Below are 19,138 nucleotides of genomic sequence, written 5' to 3'. Positions count from 1 at the left end.
TAAAATGTTATTTGTTTATTTGAGAAATAATAGCGGAAGTGACATCTTCCGTTGAATGTTTTCCGCCGGCATCAGGAGTCAGAATGCCGCTGTTTGTGACCGTTTCAATAGATTGTAAGAGGAGATGGCCCAGTTCCTCTTCTCCGAATGAATCGAGCATTAATTTCGCCGTCCATATTTGGCCTATAGGATTGGCAATTCCTTTTCCGACAATATCCGGAGCGGAGCCGTGAACAGGCTCAAACATGGAAGGATATTTGCCGTTTACATTGATGTTGGCTGCGGGAGCGATTCCGACGCTTCCCATAATCGCCGCGCCGATATCTGTCAGCACATCTCCGAACAGATTCGAAGCGACAATGACATCAAAGCGTTCCGGCTGCGTGACAAAGAAGGCCGCCAGTGCATCGATGTGCTGGGAATCCGTCTCAATCCCGGCGTACTCCCGCCTGACCTCTTTAAAGATGTCATCCCAGAACGGCATCGAGTGAACAATACCGTTTGATTTCGTCGCGCTTGTGACGTGTTTCCGCCGACTTGCCGCCAGTTCGAAAGCATACCGCATCACTCTTTCTGTACCCCGTCGGGAAAAGACCGCGTTTTGTATGGCGATTTCGTCCTCACCCTGATAGATTCTGCCGCCGACAGAGCTGTACTCGCCCTCACTGTTTTCGCGGACGACTATCAGATCAAAATCCTTCGGGTTAACGAGGGGGGAAGTGATTCCCGGCAGGAGCTTCGCCGGCCGCACATTAATCACCTGTTCAAATTCCCGGCGTATCTTGATGAGCAGCCCCCACAGCGAAACATGATCGGGGACGAGTTTTTGATTCCCCACCGCTCCCAAAAACAAAGCATCAAAGTGCTGTAACGTTTCTAGTCCATCATCCGGCATCATAGTCCCGTGCTCCAAATAATACTCGCAGCTCCACGGAAAAGAAGTGAAATCAAAGGCAATGCCTCCATGTAATTCGGCGATCGCGTTCAACACCCGCTCCGTTTGCGGAACGACTTCTTTCCCCACACCGTCCCCCGGTATGCTGGCAATCTTATATGTTTTCATGTTCCGTCACCTCTGAATGAATTGTTTTCGGTTTACGGCAGACCGTCGACCGTCGTTCGCTATAATTCCATATTACGGCACCTCCGATATGCTGACAAGCTCGGGAATGTTGCTTCCATAGATAAACTGTTATATGATCTTGGTAACAATAAGGCCTAAATTGTATGAAGAGGTAGGAAAGATGGATAATTTTAAATTAGATAAGCCAATCCCGTATTATCTGCAATTTTATTCCCAATTGAAAAAAATGATATTTGACGGGATTTTTAAACCGGGTGAACGGCTGAATGAGACTCAGCTGGCTAAGGATTTCGGAGTCAGCCGGTCGCCGGTCAGAGAAGCCATGCGGCTCCTTGAAAAGGACGGGCTTCTGACAGCAGACGATCGAAACGGCTTTGTCATTTATTCTTTGTCCGTTAAGGATGTTGAAGAGATTTATCAAATCAGAATGTCACTTGAATCACTGGCGGTCGAACTGGTTATTGATGAAGCGGCTGAGAGTGAAATTGACCTCATTGAAAAACAGCTGCGGGAGACGGAAGAAGCCATCAATAAAGGCGTCAAAGAGACTGAGATTATTTCCTTAAACGAGTCGTTTCATCGGCTTCTTGTGGATTTCAGCCGCAACAGCCGGCTGGCCATGCTGCTTGAGCATGTCAATGTGCTGATTCATTTTTGCAGAGTTCTTAATTTTAAAGGAGATGACCGTGCGGAGGTTATCCTGCATGAGCACCGGAAAGTCTTTGAAGAAATAAAAAAGGGCGATAAAACAAAAGCCGTGCAATATATGACGGAGCATCTCAAGCATGATGAAGAACATCTGAAAGGCGTGCTCAAAGCGGGAGAAACAGACGCATCATCACGATAGACAAGGTGAAAAAAGCCTTGTCTTTTTTTTGCCGATGTCATCGAACCGTCATAAAGACCTGACGGATGTTCCTTGCATGATTTTTTCCGCGTCATTTATGATGGATATGGAAGAGACGCAAAAAAGGCAAAGGAGTTTGAAAAATGGCGAAACATATTCTGATGATCAATTTTCCCGCAGAAGGACACGTAAACCCGACTTTGGGTATGACAAAGGCCTTCAGCGAACGGGGCGATCACGTTCATTATATCTCAACGGAAAAATACAAAAGCAGACTGGAAGGAGTAGGAGCGAAAGTTCACCTTCACAGCGATCTGCTCAGAATGACACCCATTGATCCCGGCAGTCCGTCCGGCATACTTGCATTTTTAAAGGTTCATATCAAAACGTCACTGGAGATTTTACATATTGTGCAGCGGCTGGCAGAGGACATTCAATTCGACGCCGTCTATTATGATAAATTCGGTGCGGGAGAGCTGGTGCGGGATTATCTCAACATTCCCGGCATCTCTTCTTCAGCATCCTTCCTGTTCAATGAAGACCGTCTGAAAATACTGCCGCTCCATCCGGAATCGGGCGTGCCGTTTCAGCCGGACAGGGAATGTGAAGAGCTGTTGGCCGAGATGAAAGACAAATACGGTGTCGCCCCTGACAGCATGGTTCAATTTATGAACAACACAGGTGAATTGAACGTCGTCTATACAAGCAGATATTTTCAGCCCGAAAGTGAGACATTCGGAGATGAGTATTTATTTATCGGTCCGAGTTTTCCGAAGAGAAAAGGGCGCGTCGACTTCCCGATTGACTCATTAAAGAATGAAAAAGTCATTTATATCTCAATGGGAACGGTGCTCGGGGACACGGAAGCGTTTTTCAATCTGTGCATAGACGCGTTCTCAGATTTTGAAGGAAAGTAGTCATTGCCGCCGGGGAAAAAGCCGATCTGTCGAAAATCAAACAGGCGCCGGAAAACTTTATCATCGCCCCGTACGTGCCGCAGCTTGAAGTGCTGGAGCAGGCCGACGTGTTTGTCACGCATGGCGGAATGAACAGTGTAAATGAAGGCATTCATTATCAAGTGCCGCTGGTCGTTATTCCGCATGATAAAGACCAGCCGATGGTTGCGCGCCGCCTGACTGAATTGGATGCAGGCTATACAGTGCAAAAAGATGAAGTGAGCGCTGAAAAGGTAAAGCTTGCCGCGGAAGAAGTGCTGCATAACGGAAAATACAAACAAGGCATTCAAGCCATTAATGAAAGCTTTAAAGAATGTATGGACATGAAGGATGTTCTGGCCCGGATCGATCGGTTTATTGAACAAAAACATGCTCAATAATACATGGAAAAAGCCTGTTTCCTCTGCCAAAGGGAAACAGGCTTTTTATAATGGCTTTTAGATGATGTGATGTTCTTCATTTGCAAGTTTCACAAGAGTCAGAAGAGATTCTGCCTCACGTGCGTCGAGTGTTTTTGCCAGACGGTCTTTTTCAAAGATCTGCTGGCCGAAGACATTCACTGACGCCTGGTCAACCGCCGTGTGCCAGTTCTTTTGTGAATGATTCTCAGAAAAAGAGAAAACAAACACGGCAAAGACCGCTATAAGCATCGCCATGACCCAAAATTTTTGCCGATTTCCTGCTGCTGACATAGGCCGCCTCCTAACGTTCATTTTAATGGTATTAGATCATATATGAGCTGTTTTTCATAGAGTAAAGAAGTCATTATTTCAGGTAGTCCAAATGAAACGGAGCACAGCCGAAAGCCCGCCGGTCAGGCCGATGAGCCAATTCATATTTTGTTCATATTTTATTAAAAGTTTATCCAAGCCTGTCCTTTACAGTGGATATAACCACAAAACGCTGCTGAAAGGGGCCTTGAAAAATGCATATTCATATGATCAACAAAAACCAGTTTGAGAGTGACTTGGAGGCGGCCGGCTTCATCCGTCAGGCAGATGATATTATCGGCAAAATGAAAGAATACGTAACGGAATACGCGGCTTCATCCGAACGGTTTCTGATTGAAATTCAAACCGTCATGAACGAATACAAAGCCGTCGTCTGTGCGATGTTTTCGACTATGGAAATTGCCGGTGCAAAAAAAGACGAGAAGCATGTTGAGTTCGAAGCCTGCACAGTATGGTGCGAATAAAAGACCTTCATCAAACCCCCGCGGCTGCCTGAACGGCAGTATACTGACTGGTGTTTCAGTAAGGAAAAATATTGAAACTTCTAAAGCGGCTGTTCGTATAAAAGAGTAAATCAGCTTGTATATGGAGGTTCGTGAAATGAACGATAAGAAAAAACAAGCTTTTGAACAGCTTTTCAGCACTTTAGACGGAAGACATGAAATAAACGGAGCTGTATTGGCAGCGGAAAACGGCCGCATCTTATATCAGGGTTCATTCGGCGCTGCAGAACTGAAAACAAAGAGGATGCTGAATGACCAATCGGTCTTTGAATTGGCCTCAGTATCGAAGCCGTTTACAGCTTTAGGCGTTATCATTTTAGAGCAGCAAGGGAAGCTGCGTTATGACGATATGATAGAGCGGTGGCTTCCTGATTTTCCTTATCCGGGCATTACCATTCGGCAACTACTCCATCATACGTCAGGATTGCCGGACTATATGGAGTTATTTTTAACACATTGGGACCGGGACAGAATTGCCGTTAATCAAGATGTGATCGATATGCTTAAGCAGCATAAACCGGATGCTTATTTCCCGCCGGGCAAGGATTGGCTTTACAGTAATACGGGGTATGCGGTGTTAGCGGTTATTATAGAAATTGTATCAGGCATGAGTTTTGCTGAATTTATGAAACAAGCCGTATTTCATCCGCTTCGTATGCATGATACGCGGATTTATAACAGAAGGCTGAGTAAAGAAAACATTCCGAACTATGCATATGGCTATGTGTATGATGTTCATTCCGGAGAATATGTGCTGCCGGATGAACTTGAGGAAACCGATTATGTCGTCTTTCTTGACGGGATTCAAGGTGACGGAACCGTTAACTCCACTATTAGAGATTTATATCTGTTTGATCAGGCTCTTTATACGGAAGAAATCATCGGCAAAGAGTCTAAAGATCAAGCGTTTACGCCGGGCTATTGGAATGAAGAAGAGCAATTCGGATACGGATTTGGCTGGATGATTCAAAACAGCCGCCAAAAAGGGAAGGTTATCAGTCACGACGGAGGCTGGCCGGGCTATTCAACTCTGATGATCCGGTATATTGACCAGAACAAAACACTGATTTATCTCAGCAATATGGAACAATCGTATCAATTTGAACAAGCTGTGATTGCCGCGGCCGTAAACATCTTATTTGATCAGCCATACGTGATTCCGAAACGTCCGGCGGATCAGAAAAAAGCAGATATCGATCCTGCGATTTACAGCAGATTTACCGGCAATTACTCATTTCAGGATGACACACATGCATCGGTGACGGTAAAAGAAAACCGATTGTATCTTACAATAGACGGGCAGACACCATTCGAATTATTCCCAATGACGGAAACCCGTTATTTTGTCAGGGCGCTGCCGCTTGAAATTGAATTTGCAGGTGATAAAGCACAAACAGCCCCGCATTTCGTTTTATATCAGGACGGCACAGAAGAAACGGCTTTGCGGATAGACTGAGTGACATGCAAAACAAAACCGCCGTCCTGAGAAGACGGCGGTAATAGAAAAGTCAAACCCCTTTGATGACGCGAAATTTTCTTTTCGGCTCTGACATAAATATAGAAGAAAAAATCATAGCTCCGACCATTGTGATGTATTCCATATAAAGCGAAACTTCTGCCAAAACCAACCCCGCAATCATTAAAACAGCGCCCAATACCACCGCAAAAACCTTCGTTTTCATGATGAGTTCCCCCTATTATCTGATAATTGAATTATACTGCATCTCTATTAATGTGTACATTTTGTGAACAATTTCACCTGATAAAAGGCAATAAAGAGAGAGTTGAAGAATTAGGAGAAATGACAGGCCTTTCTTTTGTTTTACCGAAGAAACGAAAGGGAAAATGAAAAATTAAAAAGGCAAAGGAGTTCTTGAAATGAAAGCGAGACTATTTTTATTCAGCATGTTTCTCCTGATCCCCGTTCTGGCGCTTGCCGGATGCAACAGCCAATCTTCAGGAGGAAGCGAAAAAGCGAAAGACAAAGAAACGCACTCTCACGAAGACATGAATCACTCAGGTTCATCCGAGGTGCCGAAAGGTTTAAAGAAGGCCGAAAATCCGACTTATAAAGTCGGCAGTGACGTCATGATTTTAGCTTCTCATATGAAAGGCATGAAAAATGCGCAAGGAACCGTAAAAGGTGCTTATGATACAACGGTTTACAGTGTATCTTACACTCCGGAAACGGGAGGAAAGCGCGTCGAAGATCACAAATGGGTCATTCAGGAAGAGCTGAAGGGCGCCGGTGATCAAACGTTAAAACCGGGTGACAAGGCCGTGATCGAGGCATCCCATATGAAAGGCATGAAGGGTGCCGAAGCCGTTATTGATTCAGCCAAAAAGACAACCGTTTATATGGTCGACTATACACCGACTGACGGCGGCCAAAAAGTAACCAATCATAAATGGGTGACAGAAGACGAGCTTGCTGCCGCAAAATAAAAAGACCGCCAAAGCCGAAGGAACTCCTTTGGCTTTTTTGCGGTCTCACATTTATGCGGATTTTCTTTTCAAGGCAGGTCTCGTTAAAGAGAATACAGCTAACGCGACAGCGATAATGACAATCAAACCGCCGCACCAGGCTGTTGCTGTGACAGAACCGGTTTGTCCGATCACGCCGCCGCCGATGGCTGACCCGAGCGCGATGCCGATCTGCAAAGCGGACGTGTTGAAGCTTTGCTGAATATCGGAAGACTCAGGCGCAATTTTGATTAAATAGCTTTGCTGCGCCGGCGCAAGGCTCCAGCTGAGCAATCCCCAGATCACCATCGCAGGCAGGAAAATGATTAAAGAAACCGTTGTCAGCGGAAGAATAAACAGGATCAGAGCGAAAGAAACGGTCACAAGCATGATGCTTTTAAATGCTCCTAAACGGTCATACAGCCAGCCTCCGAACGGGCCGCCGCATACCGCTGACAGACCGAACAAAAAGTAGCATACACTGACCCAAACGGAACTCAAATGAAGCGTTCTTTCCAAAAAAGGCGCAAAGTAGGCATAGAGTGTGTAATGCCCCGCCAATGTAAACAAGGTGACAAGATGTGCGCTGGCAATTTTGGCGGTCCCGATCGTCTTGATCTGCTCACGAAACGGAATCATTTTTTCAGCAGGTATTTTTTCGAAAAAGACGCTGATAATCAGCATGGAAATGAGAGATAATACGCCGATTCCCAAGAACAGAACACGCCATCCGAAGGCATTGCTGATGATAATGCCGACAGGCACGCCTAAAGCGATTGCGGAGCTGAACCCCATGAAAATGATGCCGATCGCCCGCGCTCTGTATTCAGGCGCCACGATTTTAGGAGCAATCGTTAAAGAAAGGACGACAATCAGCCCTGTGCTCATGGAAGCGAGCACCCGTGACACCATAAGAACGGCGAAATTGGGACTGAAATAAGCGACCAGATTACTTAGGAAGAAAATAAACAGTGCGATTAAATAAAGCCGCTTTCGTTCAGCCTTTGCCGTCACTGCCAAAAGCAGCGGGCCGGATACCGCGTAACCGAGCGCAAACACGCTGATCAGCTGCCCCGCGCTGACAATGGATATATCTAAGTCGGAAGCGATTTGCGGAAGAATACCGCCCACAATTAATTCAACCAATCCGACTGCGATGGTAGATGCTGCAAGCAGAAATACTTTGAAATTCATGTACAGATACTCCTTTTTTTATTTTTTAGAAAATAAAAAATCCTGATTACAAAAAGTGTACGGGACAATTTTTGTAATCAGGATTTTACGGTTCCTGGTAGACACCCTCAAACCATATCATTGAGGTTATACAATATATTGCAATATTCGGTTGTGTCCGTTTCTGCAAAAATTCTACCATAATAGTGAGGGAGATTCCATAGAAAATTCGAGGAAATCCTTTCAATTTCAATATCGGCGGCTGTAACGTCATTGATGAAGCAGGGAAAAAAATTTATGATAACCGTAAGGAGTCTATACAGATCAAACATTATACAGCCGGAGGAAACCGATGAATAAGTACGAAAAAATCGCCAACGAAATGAGAAAGAGGATTAAAAGCAGTGTATATGACATAGATCAGCCGATCCCGGATGAAAAGACGCTCGCTGCGGAGTTCGGGTGCAGCCGGATGACAATGAAGCGGGCGCTTGATACACTTGCGGCTGAAGGGATGCTTTTCAGAAAAAGAGGGCACGGCACATTTATCATCCAATCAGCCATGCAGGATGAGCACGTTCACGTAGTCAGCAACGAAATTCTCGGCTTGAGCAATTTGTTAAAAGGCAAAAATATCAAGAGCAAGGTCATCCGGTTTGAAGTGCAGTTTCCGTCTCAAGATGTCGCCGCACATTTGGCCATCGATGAAAAGACTCCCGTCTATTATGTAGTGAGGCTCAGAATTGTTGAAGGCGAACCGTACGTTCTTGAAAAAACATACATGCCGGCGAGCCTTATACCCGGCATTAATGACGAGGTGCTCAACCATTCCATCTACGATCATATTACGCGGGAACTGCAGCTCAAAATCGCAGGCTCACACAGAAAAATCAGAGCGTGCAAGTCGGATGACATGGATCAGCAATATCTCGGCTGCCGGCCGGATGACCCGATACTTGAAGTCGAGCATGTAGGCTTTTTGGACAACGGCACTCCCTTTGAATATTCATTTTCCCGCCACCGTCATGACAAGTTTGTCGTGACCTCAGTCAATATAAAACGTTCATAAAAGCGCCGAAGAGTGAGAGAAAAACTCACTCTTTTTTTGTTGCCGCTGATTTACATCGTCGCTTCTTTTATGTTATATTACCCAATGATAGAATCATCCTACAAATTTCAGAGGTGTTTTGATGGAGATATCCAAAACAAGCAGACTGTCGCTCGTAGAACAAGTGGTGGCGCAAATTGAATCGTTAATTCAATCGGATAAATGGCCGGTCGGGACGCGCATTCCCCCTGAGCTGGATTTAATGAAGCAATTTGATGTGAGCCGAAACACGTTGCGTGAGGCCATTCGGGCGCTCGTACATGCCGGCCTGCTGCAGACAAGGCAGGGGAGCGGTACGTATGTCAGCTCATCCAGTGTTCTCGGCGCGGCATTTTACCGCCATATTAAAAAATCAAATTTGCTTGAAACATTAGAAGTCAGATACGCACTCGAAAGAGAAGCTGCACGATTGGCGGCGGAAAGGCGTAATGACGAAGACCTGAAAGCACTGAAGGCATGCTTGGATGAATGTGAAGCGGCCTTGCAAAATGAAGATCGAAAACGGTATGCCGAAGCAGACATTAAGCTGCACAAAACAATTGTACAGGCGGCCCATAACAATATGCTTTCTGATCTATACGAGCATATGACGGAGGCGCTTTGTGCGTCAGTCCATAACCTGTTGGAAATCACCCCTGCTATCCGGATCCACACCCAGCTTGCCGCCGCGATTATCGGACAGAAACCGGATCAGGCCATGGAGGCCGTCAACCAATACATCACAGTATTTAAAGATACAATACACATGGAGGATGAACATGAAAATTAAAGACGAACATCAAGTTCTGCAAGCAAGTCAGCGTAAAAAACTGATATTGCTGGTCATCGGAGTCATATTGATAGGGGCCAACCTCAGAGCGCCTCTGACATCGGTCGGGCCGCTCGTTTCCTCAATTCGGGACAGCCTCGGCATGACCAATGCGGCTGCCGGCACCATTACGACAGTGCCGCTTTTGGCCTTTGCATGTCTGTCGCCGTTTGTTCCTTTATTGTCCCGGCGCTTCGGGACCGAGATTGTCTTACTGTCATCATTAATTGTCCTGACAGCCGGAACTCTGCTGCGCTCCATCGCCGGAATCGGCACTCTCTTTTTCGGAACGATCCTGTTGGGATTGTCGATCGCCGTATGCAACGTCCTGCTGCCGAGTCTCATTAAACATAAGTTTCCCGGAAATTTAGGCATCATGACCGGCGTCTACTCGGTTTCTATGAATCTGTGCGGCGCGATTGCATCCGGCATCAGCGTGCCGATCGCCTCTTCAGCGGGGTTAGGCTGGAAAGGCGCGCTCGGCTGCTGGGCTATCCTTTCTTTTATTGCGTTCGTCATGTGGATTCCGCAAATGCGAGGACGTGAACTGCCCGTCCGCACGACTGGGACAAACGGAGAGAAGAAAAACAGTCTGATGCGGTCTCCGCTGGCTTGGAAGGTGACGATGTTCATGGGGCTGCAATCCCTTATTTTTTACACCGTCATCGCCTGGCTGCCGGAAATTCTTCAGCAGAATGGACTCAGCTCAAGTAAGGCGGGATGGATGCTTTCATTAATGCAATTCTCAGTCCTGCCGATTACTTTTATCGTGCCGATCGCTGCCGCTAAAATGAAAAATCAGCGCGCACTCGCCGGACTGACGGCTTTATTTTCCTTATCGGCATTGCCGGCGTTCTTTTCGGAAGCCCGGCTCTCACTCCGCTATGGGTCATTTTGATCGGAATTGCGGGAGGCTGTGCGTTCAGTCTGGCGATGATGTTCTTCAGCCTGCGGACCCGGCATGTTCATGAAGCCGCGGCGCTTTCCGGCATGGCCCAGTCATTCGGATACCTGCTTGCCGCGTTCGGACCGCTTGTATTCGGTTTGCTGCATGACATCACGCACGGCTGGACGGTTCCGTTATTCATGCTGATCGCAGTCTCCGTTCTGATTTTCATTTTCGGAGTCGGAGCGGGAAAAGCGGAACAGATCAAAACAGCATAAAAAAACAAAGGGCCCGTTTAGGGTCCTTTGTTTTTGTTTAAAAAGCTGTCTCAGGCCGTCACGCTGTCAGTTTTAAGCCGATGACACCGATGAGGATAAGCCCCAGAGACACCAATTGTGACAGATTGAATTTTTCTTTAAACCAAAGTATGCCCACGGCCGAAACGCCGATGCTTCCCATGCCGGTCCAAGCCGCATACGCGACACCTGTGGGAAGAACCTGCATCGCGCCGGAAAGGCAAAAGAATGAAAGCATAAAGCCTGTTACCATGACAATCAGCGGCCACTTTTTTTAAAACCGTCAATATGTTTCATGGCAACGGCCGCTACAACTTCCTCCGCTCCGGCAATAAATAACAGCAGCCATGCCATTAATGTTCACCCCTTGTTTCAGTTTCTTTCGTAAATACCTTCATTCCTAAAATGCCGGACAACAGCAAAGCCAAAAAGAATATTTGTCCGATTGAAAACGATTCGCCTAAAATGACGCCCGTTACATATGTGCCGACGGTGCCTATTCCGACAAAAACGGTATATGCGGCAGCCATCGGAATTTTTTATAAGAGCGGATCAGCATCAGAAAGCTGACGGCAATCAAAAGGAAAATACCAATCCAATCAAAGAGCGAATCCGCATGCTTCAGGGCGGACGCCCAAACTACTTCTAACAATCCGGCTATCAATACAAGCAGCCAATACATGATACAGTCACCTCAGTTATGAATGAATGTCAGTCATTTTTACGGGGGTCAAAAATGATCGGTCTCCGCCAATCATTTCTGCAAGCTTCTTTTGAGAAAGCTGAATATTTCTTTTTTATATACTTCGAGATCGACATCCTGTTCACAGCCGATATAAAACCGTTCAGCTGCGTTCTCGACAACGTTGATAATCGTTCTGGCCGTCCATCTGACATGAATGCCGCTGATGACCTCACCCTGTTCAATGGCCGTATTGATCACACCTTCCAGCCAGGAATAATAAGGCTGATAAATGGCTTCCCATTTCTCCATTGAATGATCGATGGCAAGACCGGAATAACAGAGAACGATAATATCTTTATGAAGCCGGGTGATGTGAAATGTCTCATCTACCAAAATGTCCAGCAACGTCCAAAAATCTTCAGAACCGTCCGTTTTCCCTTTTATTCTGTCCAGCGTAGTGTCGAGCAGGTTTTCTGCAATCGCGGATATCAGTGCGTTTTTAGAAGAAAAATATAAGTAAAACGTACCTTGGGCCGTTCCGGCTTTTTTGACGATTTCTGAAATGGATGCTTTATCCAATCCTTTTTCAGAAATGACTTCAATCGCGGCTTGCAGGATCTTTTCGTATTTTCCCGAGCTTTGTTTTGCCAATAGAGGGGTTCCTCCTTTTATGAATGACTGTCATTCATTTTATCGTATGTTCGCTTTTTTGTCATCCCTTAACATAAAAATACCGGAAAGAAGACCATACTTCTTTCCGGCATTCGTCATTTATCACTGTCGATCATAGCCTTCGGCAGACCCGTATATTTTGCCCAGTAATAAATACCGAGCGAACCGATGGCGATCAGAATCAGGTCAAGCGGATTGCTGATAATGCCCAATCCGTGGCCGAACGAGCCGAGATAGGAGAAAATCAGCATCATGACATAAAAGCCGACGATCCACCATGCTGATTTCAGCTGCTGGCGTATGCTGACATCATCTTTGGGAGCATATTTACTGAAACAGAGATAGATCAGAAACATGACAATTTGAGAACCGAGAAGCCAGGATACGGTGCGCCATCCGGACCAATATACAATATAAGAGGTAAAAATAAACGACAGCGGCCCGATGATGCTCATCCCTTTTAAATAAAACGGTCTGTTAATGTTCTTTGCGTTGACTCTCAGCGCCGCAGAAGAAATCGGCGCAATCGCATAAGACAGAATCAATGCGACGGAGCATACGTTGACAAGAGCGTTCCAAGAAGGGAACGGAAGCGTCCAAAAAACAGCCAGACCGAACGAGAGCCAAAGGGAGGCGCGCGGTGTCCCGGTTTCTTTATTGACTTTAGAAAAAATGCTGAATAATGTTCCGTTTCTGGCCCACGCATAGACGAGACGTGAAGTCGTATTCATAAAGATATTTCCGTTACCGCCCGGTGATAAAATCGCATCTAAAATGACCAATGTCGCCAGCCACCCCAAACCGAGCAAAACGGCGATATCTTTGAACGGAAGGGAGAATTCAGTCCCGATAGCCGGCCATCCGTGCTTCAGGGTATCCGCCGGGATTGCCCCGATAAAAGTGAGCTGCAGCACGGTGTAAATAATAGTAGAAACGATAATACAGACAATCAATGCGATCGGAATGTTCCGCTTCGGATTCTGCACTTCACTCGCGACAGCCACAATCGGATGCAGCCCAAGGTATGCAAACATGACGCCGCCTGTGGAAATCGCGGCCTGAATTCCGGTGAAACCAAAAGGCGCGAATCCGTGAACGGTCATATTGCCCGGGTGAAAATGAAAAATCAGTACAACAATTACCGTAATCGGTACGACATATTTAAAAATCGAAATAATGAAGTTTGCTTTCGCAAAGGTTTTGACACTCCAGTAATTGAGGAGGAAGAACAGGCAGAGCAGCGCAAATTGCAATATCCATCCGGCAATTGTCGGCGAATCAGAGCCTTTTACGGTCAAACCGGGAAACCAATACGCTACGTATTGGCGGACTGCCGTGACTTCTATTGAAATAAGACTCGTGTATGCCACAATGGTGACAAAGGAAATTAAATATCCGACCAGGTGTCCGTGTGAATATACGGGATACCGGATAATCCCCCCGGTCCGCGGCAGCGCGGCGCCCAGTTCCGCATAAACCAAGCCGATCAATAAGATGATTCCCCCGCCGATCAGCCAGGAAAAAACGCCTGACGGGCCCGCTTTAGAGGCGACGTTACTGACGGCAAACAGCCATGCCGAACCGAATATGGCTCCCATGCCGATTAAAATAAGATCAAAAAGTGACATAGTTTTCTGGAAGTTTCCTTGCTTAGACATTCGCTGCCTCCTTAAAAAAGACATTGTTCTCTTTACATAATTCCCATTATCATTCAAACATACCCAGCCGGCCGGCTGGAAAATTAGGACAACTTTCGAAACGAAGTATGTACCGCAATGTGCTCACATCAAAATAACGGCCGTATGGCAAGATCTCCCGGCTTATATTCCCCGTTTTGAACACATTCAAACCTCATATTCAGAAAAACAAAAAACGCCCGAAACAGGCGTTTTTTGTTACAAGTTCATATCTTTCAGTCCGGGGCTGTGCTCATTCGGAAGCTCGGGAAGTTCCGGCACGGGGAAACCTTTAGGAGGCTCGGACACACTTAATTCGCCGCCGTTTCGGCTCGGCGTCGTTCCCTGCAGAATTTCTCCGATCCGTGTCGGATCCAGTCTGAAATTAAATTGGGTATTATGATAACCCATTTCAACGAATTTCCGGCATTCCGGGTATTTTTCAATATCATAATTCGGCACGGGAAATAATTTGCCCCATTCGACACCCAGTGTTTCCAGCGCTTTTGTAAATGCATTTTGATGGGCGTTGTCACGGACGATCAGAAAACCGAGTGTTTCTCTGAACGTCTGATTTGAACTCATTTCATAAATGCGCGTCTTTTGCAGCACGCCGGTTGATTCCAGCACGACATTGTCCAATAGATCGGAAATCAGATTCCCGTGGTTGTATACCCAAGACCCGTTCCATGGATTGCCGCCGGCGTCTACAGGAAGAGAACTTTGCGCCCCGATGATAAAATGGTGCGGATTGGCGTGTTTAACCGCTTCGTCAAGCGGCGCCTGATCTGCTGCCTGATTTCCGGCGCCCTCAGCGCCGCTTTCATCGAGCAGCGCATTAATCGTATGCTGGACGAGCTCAACGTGTGCGATCTCTTCTAAAAATACACCGCGAAGCAGGTCACGGAACTGTTTTTCTTTTCCTCTGAAATTAGAGCTTTGGAAAAAGTATTGCATCATCGTCCGCATTTCCCCGTAATGCCCGCCTAAAATTTCCTGAAGCACCTTGGCCGCGGCCGGGTCCGGCTTGTCCGGTTTAATGATATTGATCAGCTCTTCTTTGTAATAATACATAAACAGCGCCCCCTGAAAGAAGTTTTCGGTTCTTCTGTTAGTGTCTTTGCAAAGTCAGTTTTTATGTATCGGCATCAAAAAAAGGACGGAAAGCGTGTCCGTCCTTTTGTGTTAAGCCTCAACCGCCCCGCGAAGTTTCGTGTTGACAAGCCCGTTCCATCCTTGATCCATCGTACTGTGAATCTCGGAGCTTTTCCGATTGACTTTATTGATGACGGCTTCCGGCTCTTTCCATCCGCCGTGAATGAGAGTGAATTCCGTATCCCCGCTTTCCGTTTCCTTTAAGACAAAAGAAACGATCCAGCCTTCCGTATCCCATGAAAAAGAAAGGCGGTACGGCGCTTCAATATCCAGCAGCTTGCACGGAGACGGACCGAACGGAGATTCCAGCTGAAACTCACTGTCTTCTTGAGGTGTGAAATCATTCGGCATAAACCAGAGAGACAGGCCGTCCGCCGTAGAGACCGTATCCCAGACAACTTGTATCGGCGCCTTGAAAACGGCGGTATGAATAATGTCCGGTAATGGCTGATTGCTGTTGTTGTTTTTGTTATCTTTGTTTTGTTTATCAGACATGATGCGTAACCACTCTTTCGCTGTTTTTACTTTTGATCATACTACACAGGGCAGGACATTTGAAAACAAATCAAACTTATTTTATGCTTTTCCAAAGCCATTCAATTCATTTTAAGGAGACGTAGTGATGACAGATCAATTTAAAGCGTTAGTAGTCGATCAACATGAAGACCGGTTTTCAGTCAGCGTACGGGAGCTGGCGGTTCAGGACCTTCCCGAGGGTGAAGTGCTGATTAAGGTTTGCTACTCAGGGGTGAATTATAAAGACAGCTTGGCTGCCATTCCTGACGGCAAGATCGTAACCTCGTATCCTTTCGTGCCGGGAATTGATTTAGCGGGAATCGTCGTTTCTTCAGATGACGCCCGTTTTAAAGAAGGGGACAAAGTCATTGCGACAAGCTACGGCATAGGCGTTTCCCATTTTGGCGGCTATAGCGGGATGGCCCGCATTCCGGCAGATTGGATCGTGCCGCTGCCTGAAGGTCTGACACTTAAAGAAGCCATGACGATCGGAACCGCCGGCTTCACTGCCGCATTGTCCGTCCAGCGTCTTGAAGAAAACCATGCCGCTCCTGAAAAAGGGAAGGTGCTGGTGACGGGAGCGACAGGCGGCGTCGGAAGCTTTGCCGTCTCCATTCTTTCAACCTTAGGTTATGAGGTCGAGGCCAGTACGGGAAAAGAAGAAGAAAGCGGGTATTTGAAGAGCCTCGGAGCAAAGACGGTCATTCACCGTGACGAAGTGTATAACGGCACGTTAAAACCGATGCAAAAACAAAAATGGGCAGCGGCCGTCGATCCGGTCGGAGGTGAGCCGCTTGCTTCAGTTCTCAGTCAGATTCAGTACGGCGGATCAGTTGCTGTGAGCGGACTGACAGCGGGAACGAAACTCCCGGCTACAGTCTTTCCGTTTATATTGCGCGGCGTCAGTCTCTTGGGAATTGATTCCGTATTCTGTCCGATGGAGACAAGAAAGAAAATATGGCAGCGTTTAGCTGATGACTTCAAGCCTGCAGATCTGGAGGCCTTTATTCAAAAGGAAATTACACTTGAAGAGCTGCCGGATACGCTTCCTGCCCTTTTAAAAGGAGAAGCGAGAGGGAGAACGATTGTTACAATAAACGAAGAATAAAACAAAAACCCCCCAACTAGCAGTTGGGGGTTTTCATTATATAATCAATTGTTGGTTATGATAGGGGTAATTCATTGATCATGTTATGAAAATAAGTTGATGTAAAACATAAATTGATTATATATAGGTAATATAAAGGTAAGTTATAAAATTTTCTGAAATATTCATTGACTGAAAGCGCTTTTAAAATTATGATAATAACATAAGTACCAATAATATCATTATAACTTCACTACAAAGTAACTATAAAATAACAATATAACGAGAGGGGAGAGCGAATAATCACTATAAATGATAACGCTTTTGGAACATTTTCTTCTTATATAACTGTTTTGGACGGTCAGAACTTGTATGCAGACGTTAGAGGTGCAAATGTTGATAACTGAATATTCCGATATTATCTCTGTGTAAAAACTAGGAGGATTTGAAGATGAATAAAAATAGCAGCCAGCATTCATTTTTGAGAACCATCATTTTAGTATCGACATTCGGGGGACTTCTTTTCGGCTACGATACCGGTGTGATTAATGGGGCGCTGCCGTTTATGGCGGAAGCTGACCAGCTTAATCTTACCGCTTTGACTGAAGGGATGGTGGCGAGCTCCCTGCTCTTGGGGGCTGCGATCGGCGCGGTTTTCGGAGGGAGATTGTCGGACTATAACGGCAGACGTAAAAATATCCTTATCCTTGCCGTTTTGTTCTTTGCAGCGACGCTCGGATGTACACTGGCGCCTAACGTGTCGGTTATGATCATCTCCCGTTTTCTGCTGGGGCTTGCCGTCGGGGGAGCATCCGTAACCGTTCCGGCATATTTGGCTGAAATGTCGCCGGCGGAAAGCCGAGGGAGAATGGTTACCCAAAATGAATTGATGATTGTAACGGGCCAGCTGCTTGCCTTCACGTGTAATGCTATCATCGGCAATGTGCTTGGTGATACCTCTCACGCTTGGCGTTATATGCTCGTTATCGCGGCCCTTCCGGCGGTATTCTTGTTTTTCGGTATGCTGAAAGTTCCTGAAAGTCCGCGCTGGCTGGTTTCTAAAGGAAGAAAAGAAGATGCTCTGCACGTTCTCCGGCGAATAAGGAATGAAGAGAAAGCGAAGGCTGAGCTCGCTGAGATTGAATCTGCCTTTCGTAAGGAAGCTGAGATGGAGCAGGCGACCTTTAAGGATCTTGCCGTTCCGTGGGTGCGCCGCATTGTGTTTATCGGGATCGGAATTGCGGTAGTGCAGCAGCTCACCGGCGTGAATTCGATTATGTACTATGGAACTCAAATTTTAAAAGATGCCGGTTTCGAGACAAAAGCCGCATTAATCGGCAATATCGCTAACGGTGTGATTTCAGTGCTCGCGACTTTTGTGGGAATATGGCTTCTCGGCAAAGTCGGCCGCCGCCCGATGCTGATGACGGGGCTCATCGGAACGACTGCGATGCTGCTTTTGATCGGAGTTCTGTCTGTCGTGCTGAAAGGATCGACTGCTCTTCCTTATGTGGTTCTTTCATTAACAGTCACTTTCCTTGCGTTTCAGCAGGGGGCTGTCTCTCCGGTGACCTGGCTGATGCTGTCGGAGATATTCCCGCTGCGATTGCGGGGGCTTGGTATGGGGGTCACTGTCTTCTGCCTCTGGATCGTGAACTTCATTGTTGGTTTAACTTTTCCGGTCCTGCTCGCAAACATCGGATTGTCTGCAACCTTCTTCATTTTTGTCCTGTTAGGGATAGCGTCCGTTATATTTGTGAAAAGGTTCCTTCCGGAAACGAAAGGTCTGTCGCTCGAACAGCTTGAACAAAACTTCCGTGCCTATGAAAAAACAGATCGTAATAGCGCAGAAGCCGAGGTGAGCGGGTAATCTGAATAGACGCGGGGTTCCTGGGGATCCCGCTTTTTACTTATTATATAGAAGGGAATAATAAGCGGGAAAAAAGTTTCGTAAAAGTGTTGACCTAATTTAAAGTGCGTGGTATATTATTAAACGTCGCTGATGAACAAAGCGATAACGCTAAATGAGAAAATGATCTTTTGAAAAAAAGACTTTACAAATTCTCAAAAGCGTGTATAATAAATGAGGTCGAGAAAAAAGACTTCGTAAAGAAATAAAAAACACTTGACATCATAACTGATTGGTAGTATGATAGTTAAGTCGCCTGATAAGCGCCCGTAGCTCAATTGGATAGAGCGTTTGACTACGGATCAAAAGGTTAGGGGTTCGACTCCTCTCGGGCGCGCCAATTCAAATGCGGGTGTAGTTTAGTGGTAAAACCTCAGCCTTCCAAGCTGATGTCGTGAGTTCGATTCTCATCACCCGCTCCATTATAATGATCTTTGAAAACTAAACAAGACAAAACGTACCTGTTAATTCAAAGTTTTAAATAAATCGCACAGCAATGTGCGTAGTCAGTCAAACTAAGGTCTGCACGATGCAGATCACACAGACGTTACTGCAGGATGCAGTGAATGTAGTCTGTGATCCA

Annotated in this window: 16 protein-coding genes, 2 tRNA genes, 4 pseudogenes and 1 riboswitch; of the genes and pseudogenes, 12 read left to right on the top strand and 10 right to left on the bottom strand. The window is 46.3% G+C overall.

The annotated features are described in order from the left end of the window. Window positions 1-7: 7 nt before the first annotated feature. A complete protein-coding gene (locus D368_RS00215; RefSeq protein WP_101562775.1) occupies window positions 8-1,063 on the bottom strand; it encodes a tartrate dehydrogenase in 1,056 nt (351 codons plus the stop codon). Window positions 1,064-1,244: 181 nt separating this feature from the next. Between D368_RS00215 and D368_RS00210 the strand changes: the two genes are divergently transcribed. After that, window positions 1,245-1,931 carry a GntR family transcriptional regulator gene (locus D368_RS00210; protein WP_003156038.1) on the top strand — a complete coding sequence of 229 codons (687 nt, stop codon included), beginning with the start codon at window positions 1,245-1,247 and terminating at the stop codon, window positions 1,929-1,931. A 143-nt stretch (window positions 1,932-2,074) separates the two neighbouring features. Then, window positions 2,075-3,267, top strand: a pseudogene (locus D368_RS00205) (macrolide family glycosyltransferase). A gap of 57 nt (window positions 3,268-3,324) precedes the next feature. On the opposite strand, the gene D368_RS00200 reads toward D368_RS00205, so the two are convergent. Further along, on the bottom strand, window positions 3,325-3,579 hold the full coding sequence (locus tag D368_RS00200) for a hypothetical protein (RefSeq protein ID WP_015416933.1): 255 nt from the start codon (window positions 3,577-3,579) through the stop codon (window positions 3,325-3,327). Window positions 3,580-3,812: 233 nt separating this feature from the next. Here D368_RS00200 and D368_RS00195 point away from each other — a divergent pair, with 233 nt between their 5' ends. Both D368_RS00195 and D368_RS00190 read left to right on the top strand, forming a co-directional pair. Then, window positions 3,813-4,082, top strand: coding sequence for a hypothetical protein (locus D368_RS00195; protein ID WP_015416934.1), 270 nt, complete (start codon window positions 3,813-3,815; stop codon window positions 4,080-4,082). A gap of 136 nt (window positions 4,083-4,218) precedes the next feature. Further along, on the top strand, window positions 4,219-5,577 hold the full coding sequence (locus D368_RS00190) for a serine hydrolase (protein WP_077721876.1): 1,359 nt from the start codon (window positions 4,219-4,221) through the stop codon (window positions 5,575-5,577). 52 nt (window positions 5,578-5,629) lie between these two features. Here D368_RS00190 and D368_RS19745 read toward each other — a convergent pair whose 3' ends face one another. Next, window positions 5,630-5,803, bottom strand: coding sequence for a hypothetical protein (locus tag D368_RS19745; RefSeq protein ID WP_003156030.1), 174 nt, complete (start codon window positions 5,801-5,803; stop codon window positions 5,630-5,632). Window positions 5,804-5,999: 196 nt separating this feature from the next. Here D368_RS19745 and D368_RS00185 point away from each other — a divergent pair, with 196 nt between their 5' ends. Continuing rightward, window positions 6,000-6,566, top strand: coding sequence for a YdhK family protein (locus D368_RS00185; RefSeq protein ID WP_070082687.1), 567 nt, complete (start codon window positions 6,000-6,002; stop codon window positions 6,564-6,566). A gap of 51 nt (window positions 6,567-6,617) precedes the next feature. Here the strand turns inward: D368_RS00185 and D368_RS00180 are convergent, their stop codons facing one another. Then, on the bottom strand, window positions 6,618-7,778 hold the full coding sequence (locus D368_RS00180) for an MFS transporter (protein ID WP_015388619.1): 1,161 nt from the start codon (window positions 7,776-7,778) through the stop codon (window positions 6,618-6,620). 54 nt (window positions 7,779-7,832) lie between these two features. Then, window positions 7,833-7,932: riboswitch (purine riboswitch) on the bottom strand. Between the two features lie 177 nt (window positions 7,933-8,109). On the opposite strand from D368_RS00180, the gene D368_RS00175 reads away from it, so the two are divergent. The 3 genes and pseudogenes from D368_RS00175 (at window position 8,110) to D368_RS00165 (ending at window position 10,837) form a co-directional block, all read left to right on the top strand. After that, a complete protein-coding gene (locus D368_RS00175; protein WP_007409298.1) occupies window positions 8,110-8,826 on the top strand; it encodes a GntR family transcriptional regulator in 717 nt (238 codons plus the stop codon). Window positions 8,827-8,947: 121 nt separating this feature from the next. After that, a complete protein-coding gene (locus D368_RS00170; protein WP_003156026.1) occupies window positions 8,948-9,634 on the top strand; it encodes a FadR/GntR family transcriptional regulator in 687 nt (228 codons plus the stop codon). After that, window positions 9,624-10,837: pseudogene (locus tag D368_RS00165) on the top strand (CynX/NimT family MFS transporter). The gene D368_RS00170 and the pseudogene D368_RS00165 overlap by 11 nt, the downstream one beginning before the upstream one ends. Before the next feature lie 58 nt (window positions 10,838-10,895). On the opposite strand, the pseudogene D368_RS00160 reads toward D368_RS00165, so the two are convergent. The 6 genes and pseudogenes from D368_RS00160 to D368_RS00135 all read right to left on the bottom strand — a co-directional run bounded on the left by D368_RS00160 (window position 10,896) and on the right by D368_RS00135 (window position 15,538). Beyond that, window positions 10,896-11,209 (bottom strand): annotated as a pseudogene (locus tag D368_RS00160) (DMT family transporter). Then, window positions 11,209-11,537, bottom strand: a pseudogene (locus tag D368_RS00155) (DMT family transporter). Before D368_RS00155 ends, D368_RS00160 begins: the two co-directional pseudogenes overlap by 1 nt. Before the next feature lie 72 nt (window positions 11,538-11,609). Then, window positions 11,610-12,191, bottom strand: coding sequence for a TetR/AcrR family transcriptional regulator (locus tag D368_RS00150; protein ID WP_014304461.1), 582 nt, complete (start codon window positions 12,189-12,191; stop codon window positions 11,610-11,612). Window positions 12,192-12,307: 116 nt separating this feature from the next. After that, a complete protein-coding gene (locus D368_RS00145) occupies window positions 12,308-13,870 on the bottom strand; it encodes an APC family permease (protein ID WP_007409293.1) in 1,563 nt (520 codons plus the stop codon). A gap of 237 nt (window positions 13,871-14,107) precedes the next feature. Further along, window positions 14,108-14,962 (bottom strand): manganese catalase family protein, encoded by an 855-nt coding sequence (locus tag D368_RS00140; RefSeq protein ID WP_040238461.1) that lies wholly within the window; start codon window positions 14,960-14,962, stop codon window positions 14,108-14,110. A 111-nt stretch (window positions 14,963-15,073) separates the two neighbouring features. Beyond that, a complete protein-coding gene (locus tag D368_RS00135) occupies window positions 15,074-15,538 on the bottom strand; it encodes an SRPBCC family protein (RefSeq protein ID WP_003156017.1) in 465 nt (154 codons plus the stop codon). A gap of 127 nt (window positions 15,539-15,665) precedes the next feature. On the opposite strand from D368_RS00135, the gene D368_RS00130 reads away from it, so the two are divergent. The 4 genes from D368_RS00130 to D368_RS00115 all read left to right on the top strand — a co-directional run bounded on the left by D368_RS00130 (window position 15,666) and on the right by D368_RS00115 (window position 18,977). Further along, window positions 15,666-16,667, top strand: a complete 1,002-nt coding sequence (locus D368_RS00130) for an NADPH:quinone oxidoreductase family protein (RefSeq protein WP_039062714.1) — start codon at window positions 15,666-15,668, stop codon at window positions 16,665-16,667. A gap of 430 nt (window positions 16,668-17,097) precedes the next feature. Continuing rightward, window positions 17,098-18,516 (top strand): sugar porter family MFS transporter, encoded by a 1,419-nt coding sequence (locus D368_RS00125; protein WP_071392077.1) that lies wholly within the window; start codon window positions 17,098-17,100, stop codon window positions 18,514-18,516. Between the two features lie 302 nt (window positions 18,517-18,818). Further along, window positions 18,819-18,895: transfer RNA gene (locus D368_RS00120), tRNA-Arg, on the top strand. An 8-nt stretch (window positions 18,896-18,903) separates the two neighbouring features. Further along, window positions 18,904-18,977: transfer RNA gene (locus tag D368_RS00115), tRNA-Gly, on the top strand. Window positions 18,978-19,138 lie beyond the last annotated feature (161 nt).

The sequence above is a fragment of the Paenibacillus lentimorbus NRRL B-30488 genome (genome assembly GCF_000411595.1).
Classification (GTDB): Bacteria; Bacillota; Bacilli; order Bacillales; family Bacillaceae; genus Bacillus; species Bacillus velezensis.
The sequence above is the reverse complement of the archived record's forward strand: the minus strand, read 5'-3'. Positions and strand labels throughout refer to the sequence as shown.